Origin of the sequence: Hymenobacter terrestris (genome assembly GCF_013377905.1) — a bacterium.
Taxonomy (GTDB): Bacteria; Bacteroidota; Bacteroidia; order Cytophagales; family Hymenobacteraceae; genus Hymenobacter; species Hymenobacter terrestris.
On sequence record NZ_JABKAV010000019.1, the window covers coordinates 25,137 to 43,376 of the forward strand.

The 18,240-nt window shown below is 60.1% G+C and carries 13 protein-coding genes; 1 reads left to right on the forward strand and 12 read right to left on the reverse strand.

The window, feature by feature from the left end; all coding sequences use genetic code 11:
* Positions 1 to 57: 57 nt before the first annotated feature.
* From HW556_RS08820 to HW556_RS08870, 11 genes are all read right to left on the reverse strand, one after another.
* Positions 58 to 2,463, reverse strand: a complete 2,406-nt coding sequence (locus tag HW556_RS08820; protein WP_176899657.1) for a TonB-dependent receptor — start codon at positions 2,461 to 2,463, stop codon at positions 58 to 60.
* 100 nt (positions 2,464 to 2,563) lie between these two features.
* A complete protein-coding gene (locus tag HW556_RS08825; protein WP_176899658.1) occupies positions 2,564 to 3,940 on the reverse strand; it encodes an HTTM domain-containing protein in 1,377 nt (458 codons plus the stop codon).
* Between the two features lie 174 nt (positions 3,941 to 4,114).
* Positions 4,115 to 5,233, reverse strand: coding sequence for an imelysin family protein (locus HW556_RS08830; RefSeq protein ID WP_176899659.1), 1,119 nt, complete (start codon positions 5,231 to 5,233; stop codon positions 4,115 to 4,117).
* A 99-nt stretch (positions 5,234 to 5,332) separates the two neighbouring features.
* The gene (locus tag HW556_RS08835) at positions 5,333 to 6,442 is read right to left on the reverse strand and encodes a DUF4856 domain-containing protein (RefSeq protein WP_176899660.1); all 1,110 of its coding nucleotides are present in this window, start codon (positions 6,440 to 6,442) and stop codon (positions 5,333 to 5,335) included.
* 470 nt (positions 6,443 to 6,912) lie between these two features.
* Positions 6,913 to 8,022 (reverse strand): alkene reductase, encoded by a 1,110-nt coding sequence (locus HW556_RS08840; protein ID WP_176899661.1) that lies wholly within the window; start codon positions 8,020 to 8,022, stop codon positions 6,913 to 6,915.
* A gap of 204 nt (positions 8,023 to 8,226) precedes the next feature.
* The gene (locus HW556_RS08845; RefSeq protein ID WP_176899662.1) at positions 8,227 to 8,832 is read right to left on the reverse strand and encodes a superoxide dismutase; all 606 of its coding nucleotides are present in this window, start codon (positions 8,830 to 8,832) and stop codon (positions 8,227 to 8,229) included.
* 180 nt (positions 8,833 to 9,012) lie between these two features.
* Positions 9,013 to 9,459, reverse strand: a complete 447-nt coding sequence (locus HW556_RS08850; protein ID WP_176899663.1) for a nucleoside deaminase — start codon at positions 9,457 to 9,459, stop codon at positions 9,013 to 9,015.
* A 42-nt stretch (positions 9,460 to 9,501) separates the two neighbouring features.
* Complete coding sequence (locus HW556_RS08855) at positions 9,502 to 10,071, reverse strand: hypothetical protein (RefSeq protein WP_176899664.1); 570 nt, start codon at positions 10,069 to 10,071, stop codon at positions 9,502 to 9,504.
* A 124-nt stretch (positions 10,072 to 10,195) separates the two neighbouring features.
* Positions 10,196 to 10,657, reverse strand: coding sequence for a hypothetical protein (locus HW556_RS08860; RefSeq protein ID WP_176899665.1), 462 nt, complete (start codon positions 10,655 to 10,657; stop codon positions 10,196 to 10,198).
* Between the two features lie 210 nt (positions 10,658 to 10,867).
* The gene (locus HW556_RS08865; protein ID WP_176899666.1) at positions 10,868 to 14,500 is read right to left on the reverse strand and encodes an ABC transporter permease/M1 family aminopeptidase; all 3,633 of its coding nucleotides are present in this window, start codon (positions 14,498 to 14,500) and stop codon (positions 10,868 to 10,870) included.
* Between the two features lie 147 nt (positions 14,501 to 14,647).
* On the reverse strand, positions 14,648 to 15,538 hold the full coding sequence (locus tag HW556_RS08870; protein ID WP_176899667.1) for an ABC transporter ATP-binding protein: 891 nt from the start codon (positions 15,536 to 15,538) through the stop codon (positions 14,648 to 14,650).
* A 219-nt stretch (positions 15,539 to 15,757) separates the two neighbouring features.
* Between HW556_RS08870 and aspS the strand changes: the two genes are divergently transcribed.
* Entirely contained in the window at positions 15,758 to 17,521 is a 1,764-nt protein-coding gene (gene aspS, locus HW556_RS08875) for an aspartate--tRNA ligase (RefSeq protein ID WP_176899668.1), read from the forward strand.
* 91 nt (positions 17,522 to 17,612) lie between these two features.
* On the opposite strand, the gene HW556_RS08880 is transcribed toward aspS, so the two are convergent.
* Positions 17,613 to 18,182, reverse strand: a complete 570-nt coding sequence (locus HW556_RS08880) for a murein L,D-transpeptidase catalytic domain-containing protein (protein ID WP_176899669.1) — start codon at positions 18,180 to 18,182, stop codon at positions 17,613 to 17,615.
* Between the last annotated feature and the right edge of the window lie 58 nt (positions 18,183 to 18,240).

An 18,240-nucleotide genomic window follows, 5' to 3' on the forward strand; every position in this document is an offset into this window, starting at 1 on the left:
AGAAACGAGCGATAAAGGCCGTTGTCGCTCCATGGGCCTCAGCCGAAGATCTATAGGCTAGAATTGCGCCTGCAGCGTTACGTAGAAGCCACGGGCGTCGGCCGGGATAATGCCGGGGCCGGGGTAGGCGGTGGCGCGGCGGGTGAAGTAGCGGTTGTCGGTGAGGTTGTTGAGGCCGGCTTCGAGCTTCAGAAACTTGTACTCGTAGCTGCCCGACAGGTCCATAATCCAATAGGCTGGTATTTCGCCGAACACGGCCGTGGACTCGAGTACGCTGTTGGTGGCATCGGTGAACTGGCGACTGGTGTAGGCGTACTGGTAGGCCAGCTTAAGCGGGCCGCGGCGCAGCGTGAGGCCCGCTTTGGCGATGAGCGAAGGCGCCAGCTCCACCTTTTTGTCGCGGAACACGGCCCTGTCGATGTTGTAGCGGGCATCCACCAGTGTGAGGTTGGAGAATACGCTCAGACCGGTGCGGGCGTTTTCCCCCTGCAGCAACCGCAGAATGTCGGTTTCCACGAAGGTTTCGAGGCCCAGGTTGCGCGAGCGGCCGATGTTGGTGCGTAGCAGATAGCCATCGACGGGCAGCAGGCCGATACGGTTTTTGTAGGCCAGATAAAACAGGCTGGCGTCGTAGGTGAACACGCCCGGCCGGCCGCCGCGCAGGCCCAGGTCGGCGCTGTAGCCCCGTTCGTCGAGCAGGCCCTGGTCCACCCGAATGCCGGGGTTCACCACCCGCATATCGTTGAAGTTGATGGCGCGGTAGTTCTGCGAGAAGTTGGCGTACACCTCTGCCTGCTCGGTGGGTTTGAAACTGGCGCCGAGTCCGCCCAGCAGCAGGCCGCGGGTGTTCTGGCGCTGCTCGGCAAACTTTTCTTCCGACAGAAAATTGCCGGCCTGGTCGTACTCCTCGCGGGCAAACGTGCCCCCGGCTTTGGTGCGGATAAACTCGTAGCGCAGGCCGGGCGTGAGGCTCAGGCGGGGTGTGAGGTTGAAGATGTTCTCGACGAACACGGATGCGTTGCGGCTCGGGTACTTGTAGGCGGCCTGAACGATGGAGACGTTCTGCTCGGCCGGATAAAACGTGAAATCGGCATCGGCGGCGCGCGAGCCGGGGCCCTGGCGCTGGTCGGTGAAGCCGTGGTAGTAGCGCCCGCCCACTAGCAGCGTCGAGAACGAGCCACCCAGGGCGTAGCGGTGCAGCAGCCGTAGCTCTGAGCCCACGTTACGGAACTCGTCGCGCAGCAGCAGCCGGATCGAGTTCAGGTCGTCGGGCCTGTCAATGCGGCTGAGGTTGCCCAGGGCGGTGCGGTCGGCGAGCAGCCCGAAGGTGCGCCAGTTGAGGCGGGTGGCGTCGGAGAAGCGGTAGTCGGCGGTGGCGGCCAGTAGGTTCCAGTTCACGCGAAACCAGTTGCGGGTGCGCTTGCTCTGGCGGGCATCCTGGGCAAACTCGGCGTCGGTGAGGCCGCCGGGCTGCTGGGCCAGGTAGTACATGCGGGTGTAGTCGAGCCCGATTTTGAACTTCTCGGTGGCCGCGTGCTGCACGCTGGCGTAGGCTGTATGCACATCGAAGCCCGAGTTGGGCCGCCAGCCGTCGCCGCGCTTGTACTGGTAGTAGGCGTAGTAATTGGTGCGCCCGAGCTGGCCGCCCACGCTGTTGAATGAGTTGAAAAATCCGAACGAGCCGCCCGTCTGCCGGGTCGTGAATTGCACCTTTTTATCAGTTGGACCCTGGCGTAGCACAAAATTCAGCATGCCCCCAAACTGGGTGCCGTACTGCAACGAGGCCGCTCCGCGCACTACCTCAATGCGGTCCAGGGCCTCGGTAGGAGGCGTGTAATAGCTCTCGGGGTAGCCCAGCGCGTCGGCCGAAATGTCGTAGCCGTTCTGGCGGGTATTGAAGTTGGCGGTGCGGTTGGGGCTCAGTCCGCGCCCGCCAATGCCCAGTTGAATGCCCGCCCCGTCGCTTTCCCAGATGTTGAGGCCGGCCACTTTGGCAAACACCTGCCGGGCGTTGTTGGTGGCCAGGTTGGCCGTTACGTTCTCCAGCTCGATTACCTCCGTTTTTTTGGCCTCATAAATAGCCGTGCCCTCCACCGAATTCAGCCGCCGGATACCAAAGCCCTGCTCGCGCTGGCCCTCCACGTTCACCTCGCTCAGCTTCACATCCGAAGGTGCGAGGGCAAAATCCAGCGTGGCATCGGCCGTTAGCTCTACGGGTTTGGTGATGGAAGTGAACTGCTCGGCAAAGGCCGTGAGGGCGTAGGTGCCGGCCGGCAGCTCGCCGAACTGGTAGCGTCCCTGCGCATCGGTGCGCGTGAGCTGGCCCGAGTTGGTAAGCAGCACTTCCGCCTGCGCCACCGGCCGGCCCGTGCGCGCATCCGTTACCCGGCCGCTCAGCGTCAGGTTCTGGCCGAGGGCGGGCAGCGTGAAAAGCAGCAGGAGCAGAAGCAGCAAGCGGGACATTGGGCGGGGGTGAGGTGAATCGGGGTGCAAAAGTACGCTTATACTGAGCGAGATACTACGGTAGGAGAGCAGTTGAGCCTCTTCCCTACGGCAGCCGAAATCATTTGCCCGTCGGCTCGACCTGCTCTAGCGGAAGAATCCAGGCCTTAGCCCCGAAGCCTTCCTGCTGTTGAGCCAAGTTGAGCTTGGGGTTGATGAGCAGGCGGGAACTGCGGCCGTTGAGCGTTACGTACGCTTCGGCCCGCACCTGCGGGTTGGGCACGCCGCGGCGGCGGTAGTCGTCGCGCAGGACGTGGGCGAACTGCAGCAACATATCGGGCTGGGTGGCTACCTGCTTTTCCTGCGTTACGGTAAGGTAGTCGCGGTTGCGAATTTCGGTTTCATGGCCCGTGCGCGGGTCGAGCACATAGAAAAAGGCCGTACCGCTTTTCTCCATCAGCATCACCCGCCACGAAAAACGGTAGCCCTGCTCGCTCCAGAACAAGTCGCCCGGGTACAGCAGAAACCGCCACGGTAGCAGCACCTGCACCAGCAGCCACAGCCCTAGCGCCACTACCAGCCCCCGCGGCGCGGCCGAAAGTGCAGAGTGTGCCGGAGTCGTTTCCGGCACCCCAGCCGGCTGGCCCAGCAGGCGGCGGCCCCAGCCCAGCAGCTTTTCATGGAAGGAAGCCGGAAAGAATAGCAGTGTGCTCACCATCATAATGTAGGGGAACATACCGATCTGAAACAGCACTGCCGTGAGTACGTGAAACACCACCACCGTGGCGTAGGCCCAGTAGCGGGTGCGCCGCGCGCTCAGAAAGAACGGAATCGTGAGGTCGTAGAACGCGCCGAACCAGCTGAACGCGTAGGCCACCCAGAGCTGGTCGAAAAACCAGCCGATGATCGGTAAATCGGTGTGGGCGGGCAGCCACAGGCGTAGCGGCATGGCCTCAAAGAGCCAGTCGGGGTTCAGCTTGGCCACGCCGGCGAAGAAGTATACCATGCCCATCTGGGTACGCAGCAGCAGCCCCGCCCACTGCGGCACCGTGGACCGCCACCGCTCCGGCTGCCAGCGCGCATCGAGCGAAAACTGCGCGTTGGCCGGCACCCAAATCAATAAAAAAGCCACTACCGACACGAAGTAGTAGTGGTTGAGGTAGTTGCTCTTGTCCAGCAACTCAACGTAGGTAAACGCCAGGAAAAATAGCCCCGCCGACCAGCGGTACCACGCGCCCAGCATAATTCCCAACGCCCCGAGCGCCATCAGTCCGAACACCACGGGCATACCCACGGCCCCAGCCGGCTGTACCCACTCGAACCCGTAATACGGGAAGAACACCTTGGGTGCCACGTACAGGTCGGTAATCCAGCCTTTGGCCGCAAACCGCGCAATACTGGCCAGCATCATGCCGCCAAACAGCACCCGAAACACCACCAGCGGCGCCGCCGAAACCGGCCGCATCAACCAGGAAGTGGAAGGGTTGAGGGTGGACATGAGACAAGTGAGAGGAGAAACGGTTTAATGAGAACGTGTCATGCTGAGCGCGGCGGAGCGTAGTCGAAGCATTTCTACCGCTGTAGTAAACCTAGTAGCAGGAATACCACTGCGGTAGAGATGCTTCGACTACGCTCCGCCGCGCTCAGCATGACACGCCTTCAGATACTTCGGTTAGTCGCCGTCGTTGTCGGCGTAGGTAATGGATACGCCGAGGGCCGAAGGCATATCGGTTTTGGTGAGGATGATGAGCTTCTGGAACTCGTCATAAACCTTATTAACGCTGGCCGGCTGGGTGGCTACAGCCTGGGTGAGCGGGCCGGGCACCGCATCAATGGCAGTCAGCACGGCATCAAACTGCTGGCTGATGGCGTCGGCCAGCGGCTTGCCGTTGTATTGGGCCTTCACGTGGGTAAGGTAATCGTCGAGGCCCAGGCCATTGGCAGTGCCAGCCTGACCCAGAAACAGCGCCTTTTGGGCCTGCACGTTGCGCTTAAGCAGTTCCAGCGAAAGGTTGCCATAGGGCGACTCGGCCCTGGTTGGCTGGGCCGTACCCGCCGTGAAGCGACCAGCCGGAACGCCCACTTTGAAGCGCTTGGTTACGTCAATGTCGGAATTGAGCTGGTTGACCAGGTTGGCTACCGCGCTGCCCACGGCCGTGCCGGTAGACTGCTGGAAGGTGGTGGTGTAGCCGCCGCCCAGCCACTTATTGTAGGTCACTTCAGTGCGCTGCTTGATTTCGGCCGCTACGGCCTTGGCGTAGGCCCCGCGGGCCGCCGAAGCCGTAAACTTCGCCGCTACTGCCGTGGGCGTCGCGCCTTCATACAGCAAGTAGTCGAGGGCCGGAAAGCCTTTGGCCGACAGGTTGGCGGTTGTGCTCAAATCGTAAGAACCAGCCCCGATATTGGCTTCAATCCGGTCGGTCGAGGTGGGGTAGATGTTGAGGTTGGACCGCAGCATCTGCTCTTCGGAAGGGCCAAACTCATAGGAGCTCATGGCCTGCCAGGCTAAGTTGGCTTCGCGCAGCTCGGCGCGGGCCGTTTGTAGGGTAGCCTCCGATGGGCTGGCCGCAAAGGCCGAAACGGCTGCGCTCAACTGACTCGACTCGGTGCTCAACTCGCGCAAACCGGGTACAATCAGCTGGTCGGAATAGTTGGCCAGCATGGCGGCCCGGTCGAATGAGTCGGCGGGGGCGGCGTTTTCCGACTTGCTGTCGGAACTGCAGGAAGCCAGCAGGGCCAGGCTAAAGGTGGCGGCCATCAGGCGCAACGTTTTCAGGTTAGGTAGCAGCATCGAAGGAGGAAGAAAAGCAAAGGGCAACCTCAGTCCGAATAACGGAAAAGGGCTGCCAGATGCAGGTAACAGGTCCGGCGGGTGCCAGGTTCAACTTATTTATATGCTGCCTTTGATGGCATCGAGGCCGTAGGCAGAGCTGAGCAGGTTGAGGGCGTCGTTGATGTCGGCGCCGGTTGTGGCGTAGAAGTTGTCGCCGAGCTTGGCCATCACCTGGGCGTAAGTAGCGTCGCTGATTTTGCGGTCCTTCCGGTAGCGCAGACCCATTACGAAGCCCCGGGCCTCGGAGAGGTAGTGGCTCTTGAGGGCCTGGTCGGCCACTGCACCCTTGGCGATGTTCAGCTCATGCATGGCCGACGAGACAACGAGCGTCTCCCAGTTGGTGCGTAGCGTGGCGGCCGCTTCGGTTTTGCCGGCCATGTCGTTGTTGGAAATAGCGGCCCGGCCTTTCCGGAAAGCATCCATCAGGATTTTGTTCGATTTCAATGCCGGGTCAACCTGGTTGCTGTAGTTCGCCCAGTACTTGAGGCCCGTCGTGTTAGCCGGGAAATCAACCGGAGCTCCGAAGTAGCCAAACGCCTCATCCCAGTGGTGCTCCATGGCCGTGCCTTCGCCGGGCTTCACGGTTTTGTTATCTACGGCGTTGCCAATCTTGTCCTCCGTCAGGTAGCTGTCTACGGCCTGGTAATAGAACACGGCGCCCATCAGACCCTTCTGAATGAGCTGGCCCAACTCCACGCCCTTGGCGTTTACGAGGTACTTCTTGGTGCCATCGGCCGAGGTGAGGATACCGGCGGTGCCATTAGTAGCAGGCACCCGGGCACTGAGGCTGGCCGTGGCCACATCCTGCAGGTAGCCGTCGTATTCGGCCTGCACGGTGCTCAGCGTTTTGTCGCGCAACTGCTTGCCGGCTGTGTTCAGTTCGGTGGCCGCGAAGGGGCTGCTGGTGTTGGCATACATGTTCTGCAGCTTCTGGGCATTGAGCACCGCGCCGGTATTGGCGGTTTTGATGTAGGTGTCCATCTCGCCGAGCATGGCCAGGCGGGCCTGCTGGCCGCTGTAGTTCACGTTGGCGAAGCTGTAGGTAACAGGCACCTCATACGTTGGCGCGTTCGGCGTTATCTCGTCTTTATCATCGGAGCAGGCGGTGAAAGTGGCAGAGGCCAAGGCCAGAGAAGCAAGCGTGAACAAGCGGGCAGGGAAACGCATGGGTCGTAATAGAGAGTAGTTGTTTAGAATCGTTTCGATTATAGAACAAAAGTAGAGGTCAATGTTCAAGCTCGCAAGCTTATCTTTAATTATTTTAAATAAGAATAAGCAGGCAATAGGTCGGTTCATTCGCTCAACACTACTTAAAATATGCGCATAGAATGCAGAATCAAGCTTTCTAAAAGCTGCCGCCATGATGCTCTGTTATAAAAGAGAAAAGCCCCGTTCGGACTTACCGGCTTGTCCTTACCCAAAACTCGAACGCCCTTCCAGCCGTGCGGCTGGAAGGGCGTTTTGGCGCGGTTGCCTATCCGGTTTACCGCTTTTCAAGCGGGGGCAGCCAGCGAGAAAAGGCCTTGGCGTTACCTCGGCGAGGTCGGAAAAAGATTTGGGTAAGGACAAGTTCGGACTTACCGGCGGGGCTTTTCTCTTTGCACGTGCTACCGGGTCAGGCAGACTGCCCAAGCTGGTTATGCCGGTTGCTGTGCCTCGGCCAAAGCCGGGTAGTCGGTGTAACCCTGGTGCAGGCCTTGGGGGCCCGGGCCGTAGTAGGTCGACTGGTCGCCCTCAGCTAGTTCGGTACCGGCCTCCATGCGCTCCGGCAAATCGGGGTTGCTAATGAATGGGCGGCCAAACGCTACGAGGTCGGCGCGGCCCTTCTGCAGTTCTTCCTCGGCCTTGGCAGCGTCGTACTCGCTGCTTAGAATGAATGTGTTGGTGAAGGCACGGCGCATAATTCCCACGGTGTCGGCCGAGGCCGCCGGGGCCTTAATGGTTTCGGGGTTGATGAGGTGCAGGTACACCAGATTGCGGCTTTGCAGCTCGGTGGCTAGGTACTCGTAAAAGTCGTTGACGCCCTCGTAGGCCCCCATATCGTTGAACGTGCCCCAGGGCGAGAGCCGGATGCCGGTGCGCTCGGCTCCAATAGCTGCTATGGTAGCATCGGCCACTTCCAGCACAAAGCGGGCGCGGTTTTCGGCCGAGCCACCGTATTCGTCGGTGCGCTGGTTGGTGTTGGGGTTGAGAAACTGCTCCAGCAGGTAGCCGTTAGCCGCGTGCAACTCTACGCCATCAAAACCAGCCTCCACGGCTAGTTTGGCAGCCTTGGCGAAGTCCTGGATTACCTGTTTTACCTCGGCCGTCGTCATGGCACGGGGCTCGGGGTGGGGCTGCATCTGCTGCTGGTCGGTCCACATTTCGCCGCCGGCCTTTACGGCCGATGGAGCTACCATCTCTGCACCCTCGGGCAAGTTGAGGGGGTGGCCAATGCGGCCGGTGTGCATGAACTGCACAAAAATGCGGCCCTCGCGGGCGTGTACGGCGTCGGTTACCAGCTTCCAGCCTGCTACCTGCTCGGCATTGAACAGGCCCGGAATACGGGCGTAACCCAAACCGTCGATATTCGGGGCCGTGCCCTCGGCAATAATGAGGCCGGCCGAAGCGCGCTGCGCATAGTACTCGGCTACCAGCGGGCCGGGCACGTTGCCCAGCGAGCGGGCGCGCGTCATGGGGGCCATTACTACTTTATTGCGGAGGGTAATTGGGCCGAGCTGGGCAGCCGAAAAGAGCTTGTCAGACATTGGATTCAAAATGATGTAGATACATTGATTGGTTCTTAAGCGTATCTGCTCGCAAAAGGTTTGCTGTCCTGGTAAAAAAACTGCCGGCGAGCCACAAAAAAACCTCCGCCCCAAATGGAGCGGAGGTTTTAACGGTGCCTTTGTTGTTCAGAAACTACAAGTTATTTGAGCCGAACTACGAAGAACAGGCAACGAAAAACAAGGTTAAGCAGCTTGGAAGCGCTTGTTCACCTCGTCCCAGTTGATGAGGTTGTAGAAGGCGGCCACGTAGTCGGGGCGCTTGTTCTGGTACTTGAGGTAGTAGGCGTGCTCCCACACATCGATACCGAGCAGCGGGGTGCCTTTAACACCGGCATCGGGCATGAGCGGATTGTCCTGGTTGGGCGTCGAGCCGATAGTCAGCGAGCCATCGGCCTGCTTGCACAGCCAGGCCCAACCCGAGCCGAAGCGCGTGCCGGCGGCCTTCGTGAATTCTTCCTTGAACTTCTCGTAGCCACCAAACGACTTGGTGATGGCCTCGGCCACGGCACCAGTAGGCTCGCCGCCGCCTTTAGGGCTCAGCACCTGCCAGAACATGGAGTGGTTCCAGTGGCCGCCGCCGTTGTTGCGCACGGCCGTGGGGGCGGCGGCAATGTTATGCATCAAATCATCCAGGCTCTTACCTTCCATATCAGTGCCGGCAATGGCATTGTTGAGGTTGGTAACGTAGGCCTGGTGGTGCTTGTCGTGGTGGATCTGCATGGTTTGCGCATCAATGTGCGGCTCCAGTGCATCAAAAGCATACGGAAGGGCGGGCAGTTCGAAAGCCATAGTAGAAAGGGTTTAGGTGAGAGTTTGCTATGAATTAGCTGGTACTGAGTAGTGAGATGCTGTTCTATTTGCCCGGATAGGCCGCTAGAACAGCATCTCATTACTCAGTACCAGCTAATTCATACTATATATACAACCCCGGCATGAGGGCCAGGGTTACGGTGGCGGGCTAAAAGTAGCCTATTTCCGCTTCTGGGCGAAAAACTCCCGCATCAGCTCCTCACTCTCTTCGGCTAGGATGCCGCTTACCACTTCGGCCCTGGGGTGCAGCAGCCGGCCGTGGCGGCGGTAGCCAAACTTGGGCTCGGGAGCCCCAAACACCACCCGTCGCACCTGGGCCCAGGCGCTGGCTCCAGCGCACATCACGCAGGGCTCCACGGTTACGTAAAGCGTGCATTCCTGCAGGTATTTGTTGCCCAAATGATTGGCTGCCGCCGTCAGGGCCAGCATTTCGGCGTGGGCCGTTACGTCCTGCAGCCGCTCGGTCTGGTTGTAGGCGCGGGCAATAATGCGCTGATCCAGTACCACCACGGCTCCAATCGGAATTTCATCCTCGGCCAGTGCATAACGCGCCTGCTTCAGCGCCTCCCGCATGTACTGTTCGTCGGAATGCAGAGAAAGGGTCATAGGTTGAGTTTCGCTAATTCAGGAACGGAGTAGGGGCGGGGCTTACTTCATCACCACACTCTCCATAGCAGCCTGGGCGATGGGCTGCCACTTGGCCTGCTCGTTGGCCGGGGCATCGAAAGTAAAGACGTACAGCTGCTCACCTTCGATGGCATACTGCACCAACTGATATTTGCGAATGGCGGCCATGTTGCCGCCGCCCCGGCGGTTGTCGGCCACCGTCGAAACGAACTCCAGCACCACAAAGTCGCGCTTGTTAACGGTGTAGATGTCTTCGCGCAGAAACTGCACCTTGCCGTACATGTTCTGGATGCTGGCCTTGTAAATCTTGAGCAGCATGGCGTAGTCGCGGTTGCTGAAGTTGGTGGGCTTCTGGCTGACACTCAGCCCCACCTGGCCGTTGGGGCTCGCAAAAACGGCCAACGGGCGGCGCTGAGCCGGGTATTTCATGGCAATACCCTCATCGGGCAGAGGTGCGAAACCGTCGGGCACGCCCATGGTCAGGTTTTTGGCAATGGTGGTTTTTTTGAGGCCGGGGCCGGCAAAGGCCACTAGCCCGAACAGCAGCCCCAGCAGCGGCATCAGACGGAGAAAACGCGAAACAGATTTCATAGCAGAAGAAAGAAGGTGGCCGGCCCAACCGGGCCCACCAGAAACGCAAAGCTCCGAAGCCCAAACGACTTCGGAGCCTTAAACAGTTGCCCGGCCCGCCAAAAAGCACGGGCCGTTCAATTTGTTAGCGCCGCTTTTTGCGGGCTACGGGTGCAGCGGGGTACTTTACCATCACTTTTTTCCAGTACACATAGTTGCCGGTTTTGGCCTCTACTAGGTAGGTGCCGGCCGGAATTCGACCTAAATCTACGGGCGCGCCGGTATTGCTTTGCGGGTCAAGCGGAGTCGAGTAGATGGCCTGCTTCTTATAGTTGGTGACGGTGAGCATGCCGGGCTGGGTGAACTGCTGGGTGAAGCTCAGCATGATGCTTTTGCCGCCCGTACCCGGGAAAATGTCAATGCCTGACAGCGTTTCCACCCGCCGGATGGGCCCGTCGAGTACGAGCGGCTCCACGTCGGTTTTGGTCTTTACCTCGGTGCCGTTGGCGGCCTTAGTTTTGGTCTTGATTTTGGTGGCCGTCTGCGCTTGCGTGGCTGATAAGGTGAGCAGCGAAGCGGCGAAGGCAAGGAGGAGAGAGCGTTTCATATTAGCAAAAATCGGGAGCAGAAGTTGGACTGCCGGGACTAATACAGAAGTCAGGCCAAGTTTTCAGCGCTGGGTCCGGGTAGCAAAAAGAACGTCATGCTGAGCGGAGTCGAAGCATCTCTGCCGCCTCGTTGCAATGGTATCACAACGAAGCAGTAGAGATGCTTCGACTCCGCTCAGCACGACGTTCCTTTAATAACCACTAGTCATCTACTTCCCTTTCACCACTACTGGCTTCACGTTATCGTCGGGGGTGCGGTCGACCAGCAGGTTGTAGGGGTCGATGCCGGCTTTTTCGGGTTTGCTGGGGACGATGACGCTCAGGCGGGTCGTGCCGTTGGGGAAACGGCGCTTCTGGCGGTAAAGTGGAATATCCTGCCACTGGCCATTCACCTTTTCGCGGCCGAGCACGGCCACGTCAATCAGGTCGTTCATGCGCTTGGTGGGCGTTTCGTTGCCGGCGCTGTCGGCGTAGAGCTTCTTGGCCGACAGTACCATATCCACCCGGTAGCGTCCGTCGGGCAGCTTGATGGCCGTTACCGAGTCGGCCTTGTTCTCATACAGCACAATGCGCTCGAACATATCGGTCACCAGGTATTGGAGCGAGTCGGGCGTTACCTGGCGCAGGTTGCGCATCAGGTCAAGGGAGGTAGTGTAGGGCGGCTCCTGGTATTTCACTTGGTTGAGGTAAGTGCTTAGGGCCTGGTTTACTTTGTCTTCGCCGAGGTAATTGGCCAGCGCGTACATCACCACCGAACCCTTGCGGTAATGGATGTACTGCTGGTTTTCGACCCGGTAAAGCGGCCGCTCGGCCACCCGTTCGGTACCCCGGCCCCGCAGGTAGGTATCAAGCTCGTACTTGAGGAACTTGCGCATCCGCTCGGGGCCGTATTTCTGCTTCATCACCATCAGGGCCGAATACTGGGCCAGGGTTTCCACCATCATAGTGCTGCCCTGGGCGGCGGCCCCAATCACCTGGTGGGCCCACCACTGGTGCGCCACCTCATGGGCCGTTACGTAGTAGGGATAGTCCACGTCCTTGGGGTCGGTGGTATCCACTTTGGCCACGAAACCGATGTTTTCGGAGAACGGAATGGTGTTCGGAAACGCCTGGGCGAAAGCCGAGTAGCCCGGGAATTCAATAATGCGCAGCTGCCGGAACTGGTAGGGGCCGAAGTTTTTGCTGTAGTAGCTCAGGCCGTCCTGCACGCCGCGTACCATGCGGTCGAGGTTGTACTCGTGGCCCGGCTGGTAGTAAATCGTGATATCCACATCGCGCCATTTGGCCTTGCGCTCAACGTAGCGGGCCGACTGAAACGAGTAGAAGTTGAGAATCGGGGCGTCCATGGCGTAGCGGAAGTAGCGGCGGCCGTTTTGGGTCCACTCCTTTTGCAGGTAGCCGGGCGAAAGAGCCACTTGGTCGGGCACAGTGCTCACGGTGGCGGCAAAGCGCACCCAGTCGGCGTCGGAGGCAATGTAGGTGTTGGCGCGGGCCATCGTGTCTTCGAGGCGGGCCATGCGGGCCTTGGGCTTGAGGCCAAACTTTTTGCGGGCGCTTTCCTCACTGATTTCGGCCTGCTCGCTGTAGCCGATGTGGGGCAGCGTACCGTTATTAACGAACGTGCCGTTGGCCACAATGCTGGTGCGGCCGGTGCGCTGCTCGAAGCCGGGGGAGTCGTAATACAGTTCGAAATCGAGGGTCAGCGAGTCGCCAGGGGCCAGAGGACGGGGCAGACGCTGCACGTAGAAACCCGTCAGGGAGTCGGCCAGCACGGTAGTGGCGCCCGAGCCAAGCTGCATCTTCCGAATCTTCACGTCCTCGTTGGAGGGCAGGTTCAGCACCACGGTATCGAGGGGCTGGGCCGTTTTGTTGCGCAGCCAGTACTGGCCCTGCACCCGCGCTTCCTGTTGGGTCGGGAACAAATCCACCTGCACATCCACGGCCACAATGCGGGGCTGCGGCAGGCTGCGGAAGCGGCCGTATTGCTGCTCGTAATTTACCCGAAGCTGCTGTTGGGCCTTGCTGCCGCGGAAAGTGTTGAGCACGTTGGTATTGTAGAAGATCCAGGAGCCCACGGCCACGAAACCCAGCAGCGTGAGGGCCAGGGCCAGCCGGGCCGGACCCGAGAACCGGCGAACCGCCAGCATCTGGCGGGTGCGCCAGTCGGTTTCGGTGCCGCGCACCCATAGCAGGTTGGCGGCCACGGCCAGCGCCACGGCCAGCAGCGCCCAGTACAGCTTAAACCACAGGAAAGGCCCCACAAAGTGACCAAAACCGTTCATGTCGGAGTAGCTGATGCCCGAGTCGCCGCCGTAAACCAGCAGGTTGTGCTCCAGGCCCAGCTGACCGGCAAACAGCGTGAACGCGAAGTACAGCACCATCACGAAGTGGCCCAGGTACTTGTTGTTGATGACCACTTGCACCACCACCGCCAGCACCGTCAGCAGCCAGTAATCTATCAGCTTGATACCGAACAGCCAGCGCAGGTAGAGCCCGATTTCGAGGTTGGTGTAGCCGGAAGCCAGCTGCACGCCAATGCCGAACACCATCACCACGAGCAGCAGCACCACCGGCACCAGTAGCAGGGCCGTGAGCTTGCTGGCAAACGGCACCCAGTTGGGGATGGGCAGCGCGTCGTGCATCTGGTTGAGGCGGGCGTCGCGCTCCTTCCACACCAGCTCGCCGGCGTAAAACGTAACAATGGCCAGTACAAACAGCGAAAACGAGCCCGACAGAATCTCAATTACCTGGGCCGTAATTGGGTAGGTAGTGGTATCGTAAATCTTGCCAATCTGCAGCGCCGCCGCCAGCAGAAATGCCAGTCCGGCCACCACAATGGCAATAAAGTAAGGGCTGCGCAGTACGTCGCGCAAGCTCAGCCAGGTAAGGCGCAGGTACTGGTTGAAATACTGAGTGAAACCGAAATGCTGGTCTACGGCCGGTAGGGCCACGGCCACCGGGGCCGGTGCAACTACGCCTAGCGCCGCCGCGGCGGGCCGTCGGCGCGGAGCCGCGCTGCCGGTAGCGCCCTGCTCGAAGCGGAAACGCAGGTAGCAGAAGCCCACCAGCAGCAACCCCACGCCCATCCACAGCAGCCGGTTGAGGCCCAGCAGCCCCGTGGGCCAGATGAGGCGCACGTTCTTTTCTACGGGCGTCCAGTACTTGGTCAGTAGCTGGGTGGCGCCGCTGCCCAGCGGGTCGAGCAGCGAGGCAATGGTCTGGTTATCGAGGTCGGAAAGCTGAGCCTGGGCCGCAATGTAGAGTACCAGAAACACGATGCTGCCCACATAGGTGCTCAGCGCCTGCCGCGTGAGGGTGGCCAGGGCGAAGAAAATAGCGCCCGTCAGCAGCACGTTGGGCAGCACAAAGGTCAGGTAGGGAACCAGGTAGTAGCTGAGGTGAAACTCGCCCAGTCGGTCGGCAGGAATGCCTGGAAACAGCGCCCCGATCAGCTGGCCCAGCGCAAGACCGCTCATCATCAGCAGCGTAATAACCAGGGTGCCGAAAAAGCGCCCACCCAGATAGCCCCACTTGCTGATGGGGGAGGTGTAGAGCAACGGGTGCATCTGCGAGTCAAAGTCGCGCAGCACCGCCGGCCCGAACATGGCCGACACCAGCAGAATGCCGGGCAGCAGCGTCAGAGCATTGGTGAGGCTGTTGATGGTGTAGGGCGAATTTAGGTGCACCTTACCGCTGCCCACCACGGCGGTCAGGCTCTCAAAAAAGCCACCGGTCACCAGCGTAAACAGCAGCGCCAGCGCTAGCAGAATACCGAAATAAATGTAGGTAGCCGGCCGCCGCAGCCGGTACCAGATTTCAAACTTGAATATCTGTAGAAACATGTAGGGAGAAGCAAGGAGTTGAGGAAGCCAGGAGAATGGAACGACGTAGGGGCGGGGCTTGTACCCGCCCGCCGTCCGTGTCATTGAACAGAATCGTTGAAACGGTGCGAACGGCGGGCGGGGACAAGCCCCACCCCTACGTCGTGCTTACACTTCGGCTCCAACCGTTTCGGCCTGCGCGATGCGGGCGAAATACACGTCTTCCAGGCTTGGTTCCACGGCGTCGTAGTCGGAGCCGGGTTGGGTGGGCGCTACTACGTGCACGATGGTGCGGCCAGCAAACAGCCGGGTCGAAATCACCTGCTGCTCCAGTAGCAGCGCGGGTAGCTGCTCCTTGTCTACTTCACGCCGCCACACCTGGCCGCGCAACTCCTGCATCACCACCAGCGGGTCGCCGGTCAGCAGCACCTGGCCCTTGTTGATGATGGCCATATTGCGGCACAAATCACTCACGTCGCCCACGATGTGGGTGCTCAGAATCACGATGATGTTCTCCCCGATTTCGGCCAGCAGGTTGTGGAAACGGTTGCGTTCGGCCGGGTCAAGGCCGGCCGTGGGCTCATCCACAATAATCAGGCGCGGGTTGCCCAGCAGCGCTTGGGCAATGCCGAAACGCTGTTTCATGCCGCCCGAGTAGCCGCCGAGATTTTTCTTGCGCACCTCGTATAGATTGGTGCGCTGCAACAGGCCCGCTACTACGTCGCGCCGCTGCTTGCTGTCGGAGATGCCCTTGAGTACCGCGAAATGGTCGAGCAACTGCTCGGCCGAAATCTTGGGGTACACGCCGAATTCCTGGGGCAGGTAGCCCAGCACCCGCCGCACGGCGTCCTTGTTACGCAGCACGTCCAAATCGCCCAGCATAATGCTGCCGCTGTCGGCCTCCTGGAGGGTGGAAATGGTACGCATCAGGCTCGATTTGCCCGCGCCGTTGGGTCCCAGTAGCCCGAACATGCCGGTCGGGATGGTAAGGTTGACGTCGCGCAGGGCCTGGGTGCCGTTGGCGTAGGTTTTGGAGAGGTGCTCGATGCGAAGTTCCATACAAAGGGAAGGAAGGAGGATAGCAGGCAGATGATTAGCCGCTTTGAGCGGTTGCCTGAAGGGTGCTCAACAAACATAGAAAAACCTGCATAAGCAACCGGCGCTTTTCAACGAACCGGCCCTGGCAGGGGGCTAACGGGCCGACGAAGGGTGTATCGTTGGTTCATCGATAGCATTACACGGAAAACCAATCTAGTATCTTCGCCAAAAATTAGATTTATGCTCCGGACCCACACCTGCGGCGAACTGCGCCCCGAACACATTGGCCAAACTGTTACGCTTTGCGGCTGGGTACAGCGCACCCGCGACAAAGGCGGCATTCTGTGGGTTGATTTGCGCGACCGGTACGGCATCACCCAGCTGGCCCTCGAAGAAGGCGTGGAAACGGCCGAGGTGCGCGAACAAGCCCGCCAGTTGGGCCGCGAGTTCGTCATCTGCGTGACCGGCCCCGTGGTCGAGCGGCACTCCCAAAACGACAAAATGCCCACCGGCGGCATCGAAATCCGGGTCGAGAAACTCGACGTGCTTAACCCGGCCAAGCTGCCGCCCTTCCTGATTGAGGACGACACCGATGGTGGCGACGACCTGCGGATGAAGTACCGCTACCTCGATTTGCGCCGCAACCCCGTCCGCCAGAACCTGATGCTGCGCCACCGCGTGGCCCAGGCCACCCGCCGCTTCCTCGACGGCCAGGAGTTCATCGAAGTGGAAACACCGGTCCTCATCAAAAGCACGCCCGAAGGCGCCCGCGACTTCGTGGTGCCCTCGCGCATGAACCCCGGCGAGTTTTACGCCCTGCCTCAGAGCCCCCAAACCTTCAAGCAGCTGCTGATGGTGTCGGGTTTCGATCGTTACTTCCAGATCGTAAAGTGCTTCCGCGACGAGGACCTGCGCGCCGACCGCCAGCCCGAATTCACCCAGATTGACTGCGAAATGTCGTTCGTGGAGCAGGAGGACATCCTGAGCACCTTCGAAGGGCTGGTACAGTACCTGTTCCGGGAAGTGAAGAACCTGGAAATCGGGACCCTGCCCCGCATGACCTACGCCGACGCCATGCGCTTCTACGGCAACGACAAGCCCGACACGCGTTTCGAAATGAAGTTCGTGGAGCTGAACGACGTCGCCAAGGGCCACAACTTCCCGGTGTTCGAGGCCGCCGAACTGGTCGTGGGCATCTGCGCCACGGGCGCTGCCAGCTACACCCGCAAGCAGCTCGACGAGCTGACCGACTACGTGAAGCGCCCCCAGATTGGCGCCACCGGCCTCGTGTACGCCCGCGTGGAAGCCGACGGCAACGTGAAATCGTCGGTCGATAAGTTCTACGACCAGGACGCCCTGCAACAGTGGAAAGCTGCCTTCAACGCCCAGCCCGGCGACCTGCTGCTGGTGCTGGCCGGCCCAGCCGACAAAACCCGCAAGGCCCTCTCGGAATTGCGCCTCGAAATGGGCCAACGCCTCGGTCTACGCGATAAGGATACCTTTTCGGCCCTGTGGGTGGTCGATTTTCCGCTGCTCGAATACCTGGAGGAAGAGGGCCGCTACTTCGCCATGCACCACCCCTTTACCTCGCCCAAACCCGAGGATATGGCCCTGCTCGACAATCCCGACACCATCGGACAGGCCCGCGCCAACGCCTACGACATGGTGATTAACGGCGTAGAAGTAGGCGGCGGCTCCATCCGCATTCACGACCGCGCCGTGCAGGCCCGCATGTTTAGCCTGCTCGGCTTCTCCGACGAGGAAGCCCAGGCCCAGTTCGGCTTCCTGCTCGACGCCTTCGAATACGGTGCCCCGCCCCACGGCGGCATTGCCTTCGGCTTCGACCGCCTCTGCAGCCTCTTTGGCGGCGCCGACTCCATCCGCGACTTCATCGCCTTCCCCAAAAACAACTCCGGCCGTGACGTGATGATTGACTCGCCCTCGGAAATTTCGGGTGCGCAGTTGAAGGAGTTGAGTATTAAAACGGATGTAGCGGTGAAATAAACCGTACTTCTTTTTGGGAGTGAAAACGGCGGCCTCCGAGGAATCGGGGGCCGCCGTTGTGCTTTAGGAATGGTGTACTTGCTACGTGTCCTTAATTCAGCCGAATCAGCAGGGGCTTGGCAGAGCTTTCGATAACCGTGGCTACTGAGTCAAGCACTAACGGGTTAAGCGCTGGGCATCCCTCACTCTGGATGGGATGCTGTTCAGTAGGCCATGCGTCAACGCCCGACCACGAGTGCAGCACTACGGCCCGTTTGCGCAGGTTTCGGGTGGAAGCCTCCAATCCATCGAGTCGGAAGGCCCTGCCAAATCTTCCGTGGTACTTCTCTCCAATCCGGGCCAGCCCGCGCGAGCTACAGTTGGAGTTGAGTTCGTTGGAGTAACGCACATTGCCCAACTTATCCGTCAGCCCATTTAGCGCCAGTCCCTGGTGTACTACCCGTTCCTGCTGCAGGTCAAGCAGGAAAAAGCGATACTGGGTATCGGGTCGCGTCAGGTCGACGTAGCAGGCCAGCCGTTGGTTGTAAGCGCCACCTGCCGCTTTTATATCGGCCCGTAGCTGTTGGATATATGCGCTTATGGGAGGTTCGCTCTGCTGGGAGGCGCTGGGGCTCTGGCAGGCACTCAGCAGTAAGGCAAAGAAAGAGAGCAATCGAAGCATCAGTTAAAATAACGAAGTCGTTTAGGAAGTCAAAAGAAAACGCCCCTACCAGCAGGCA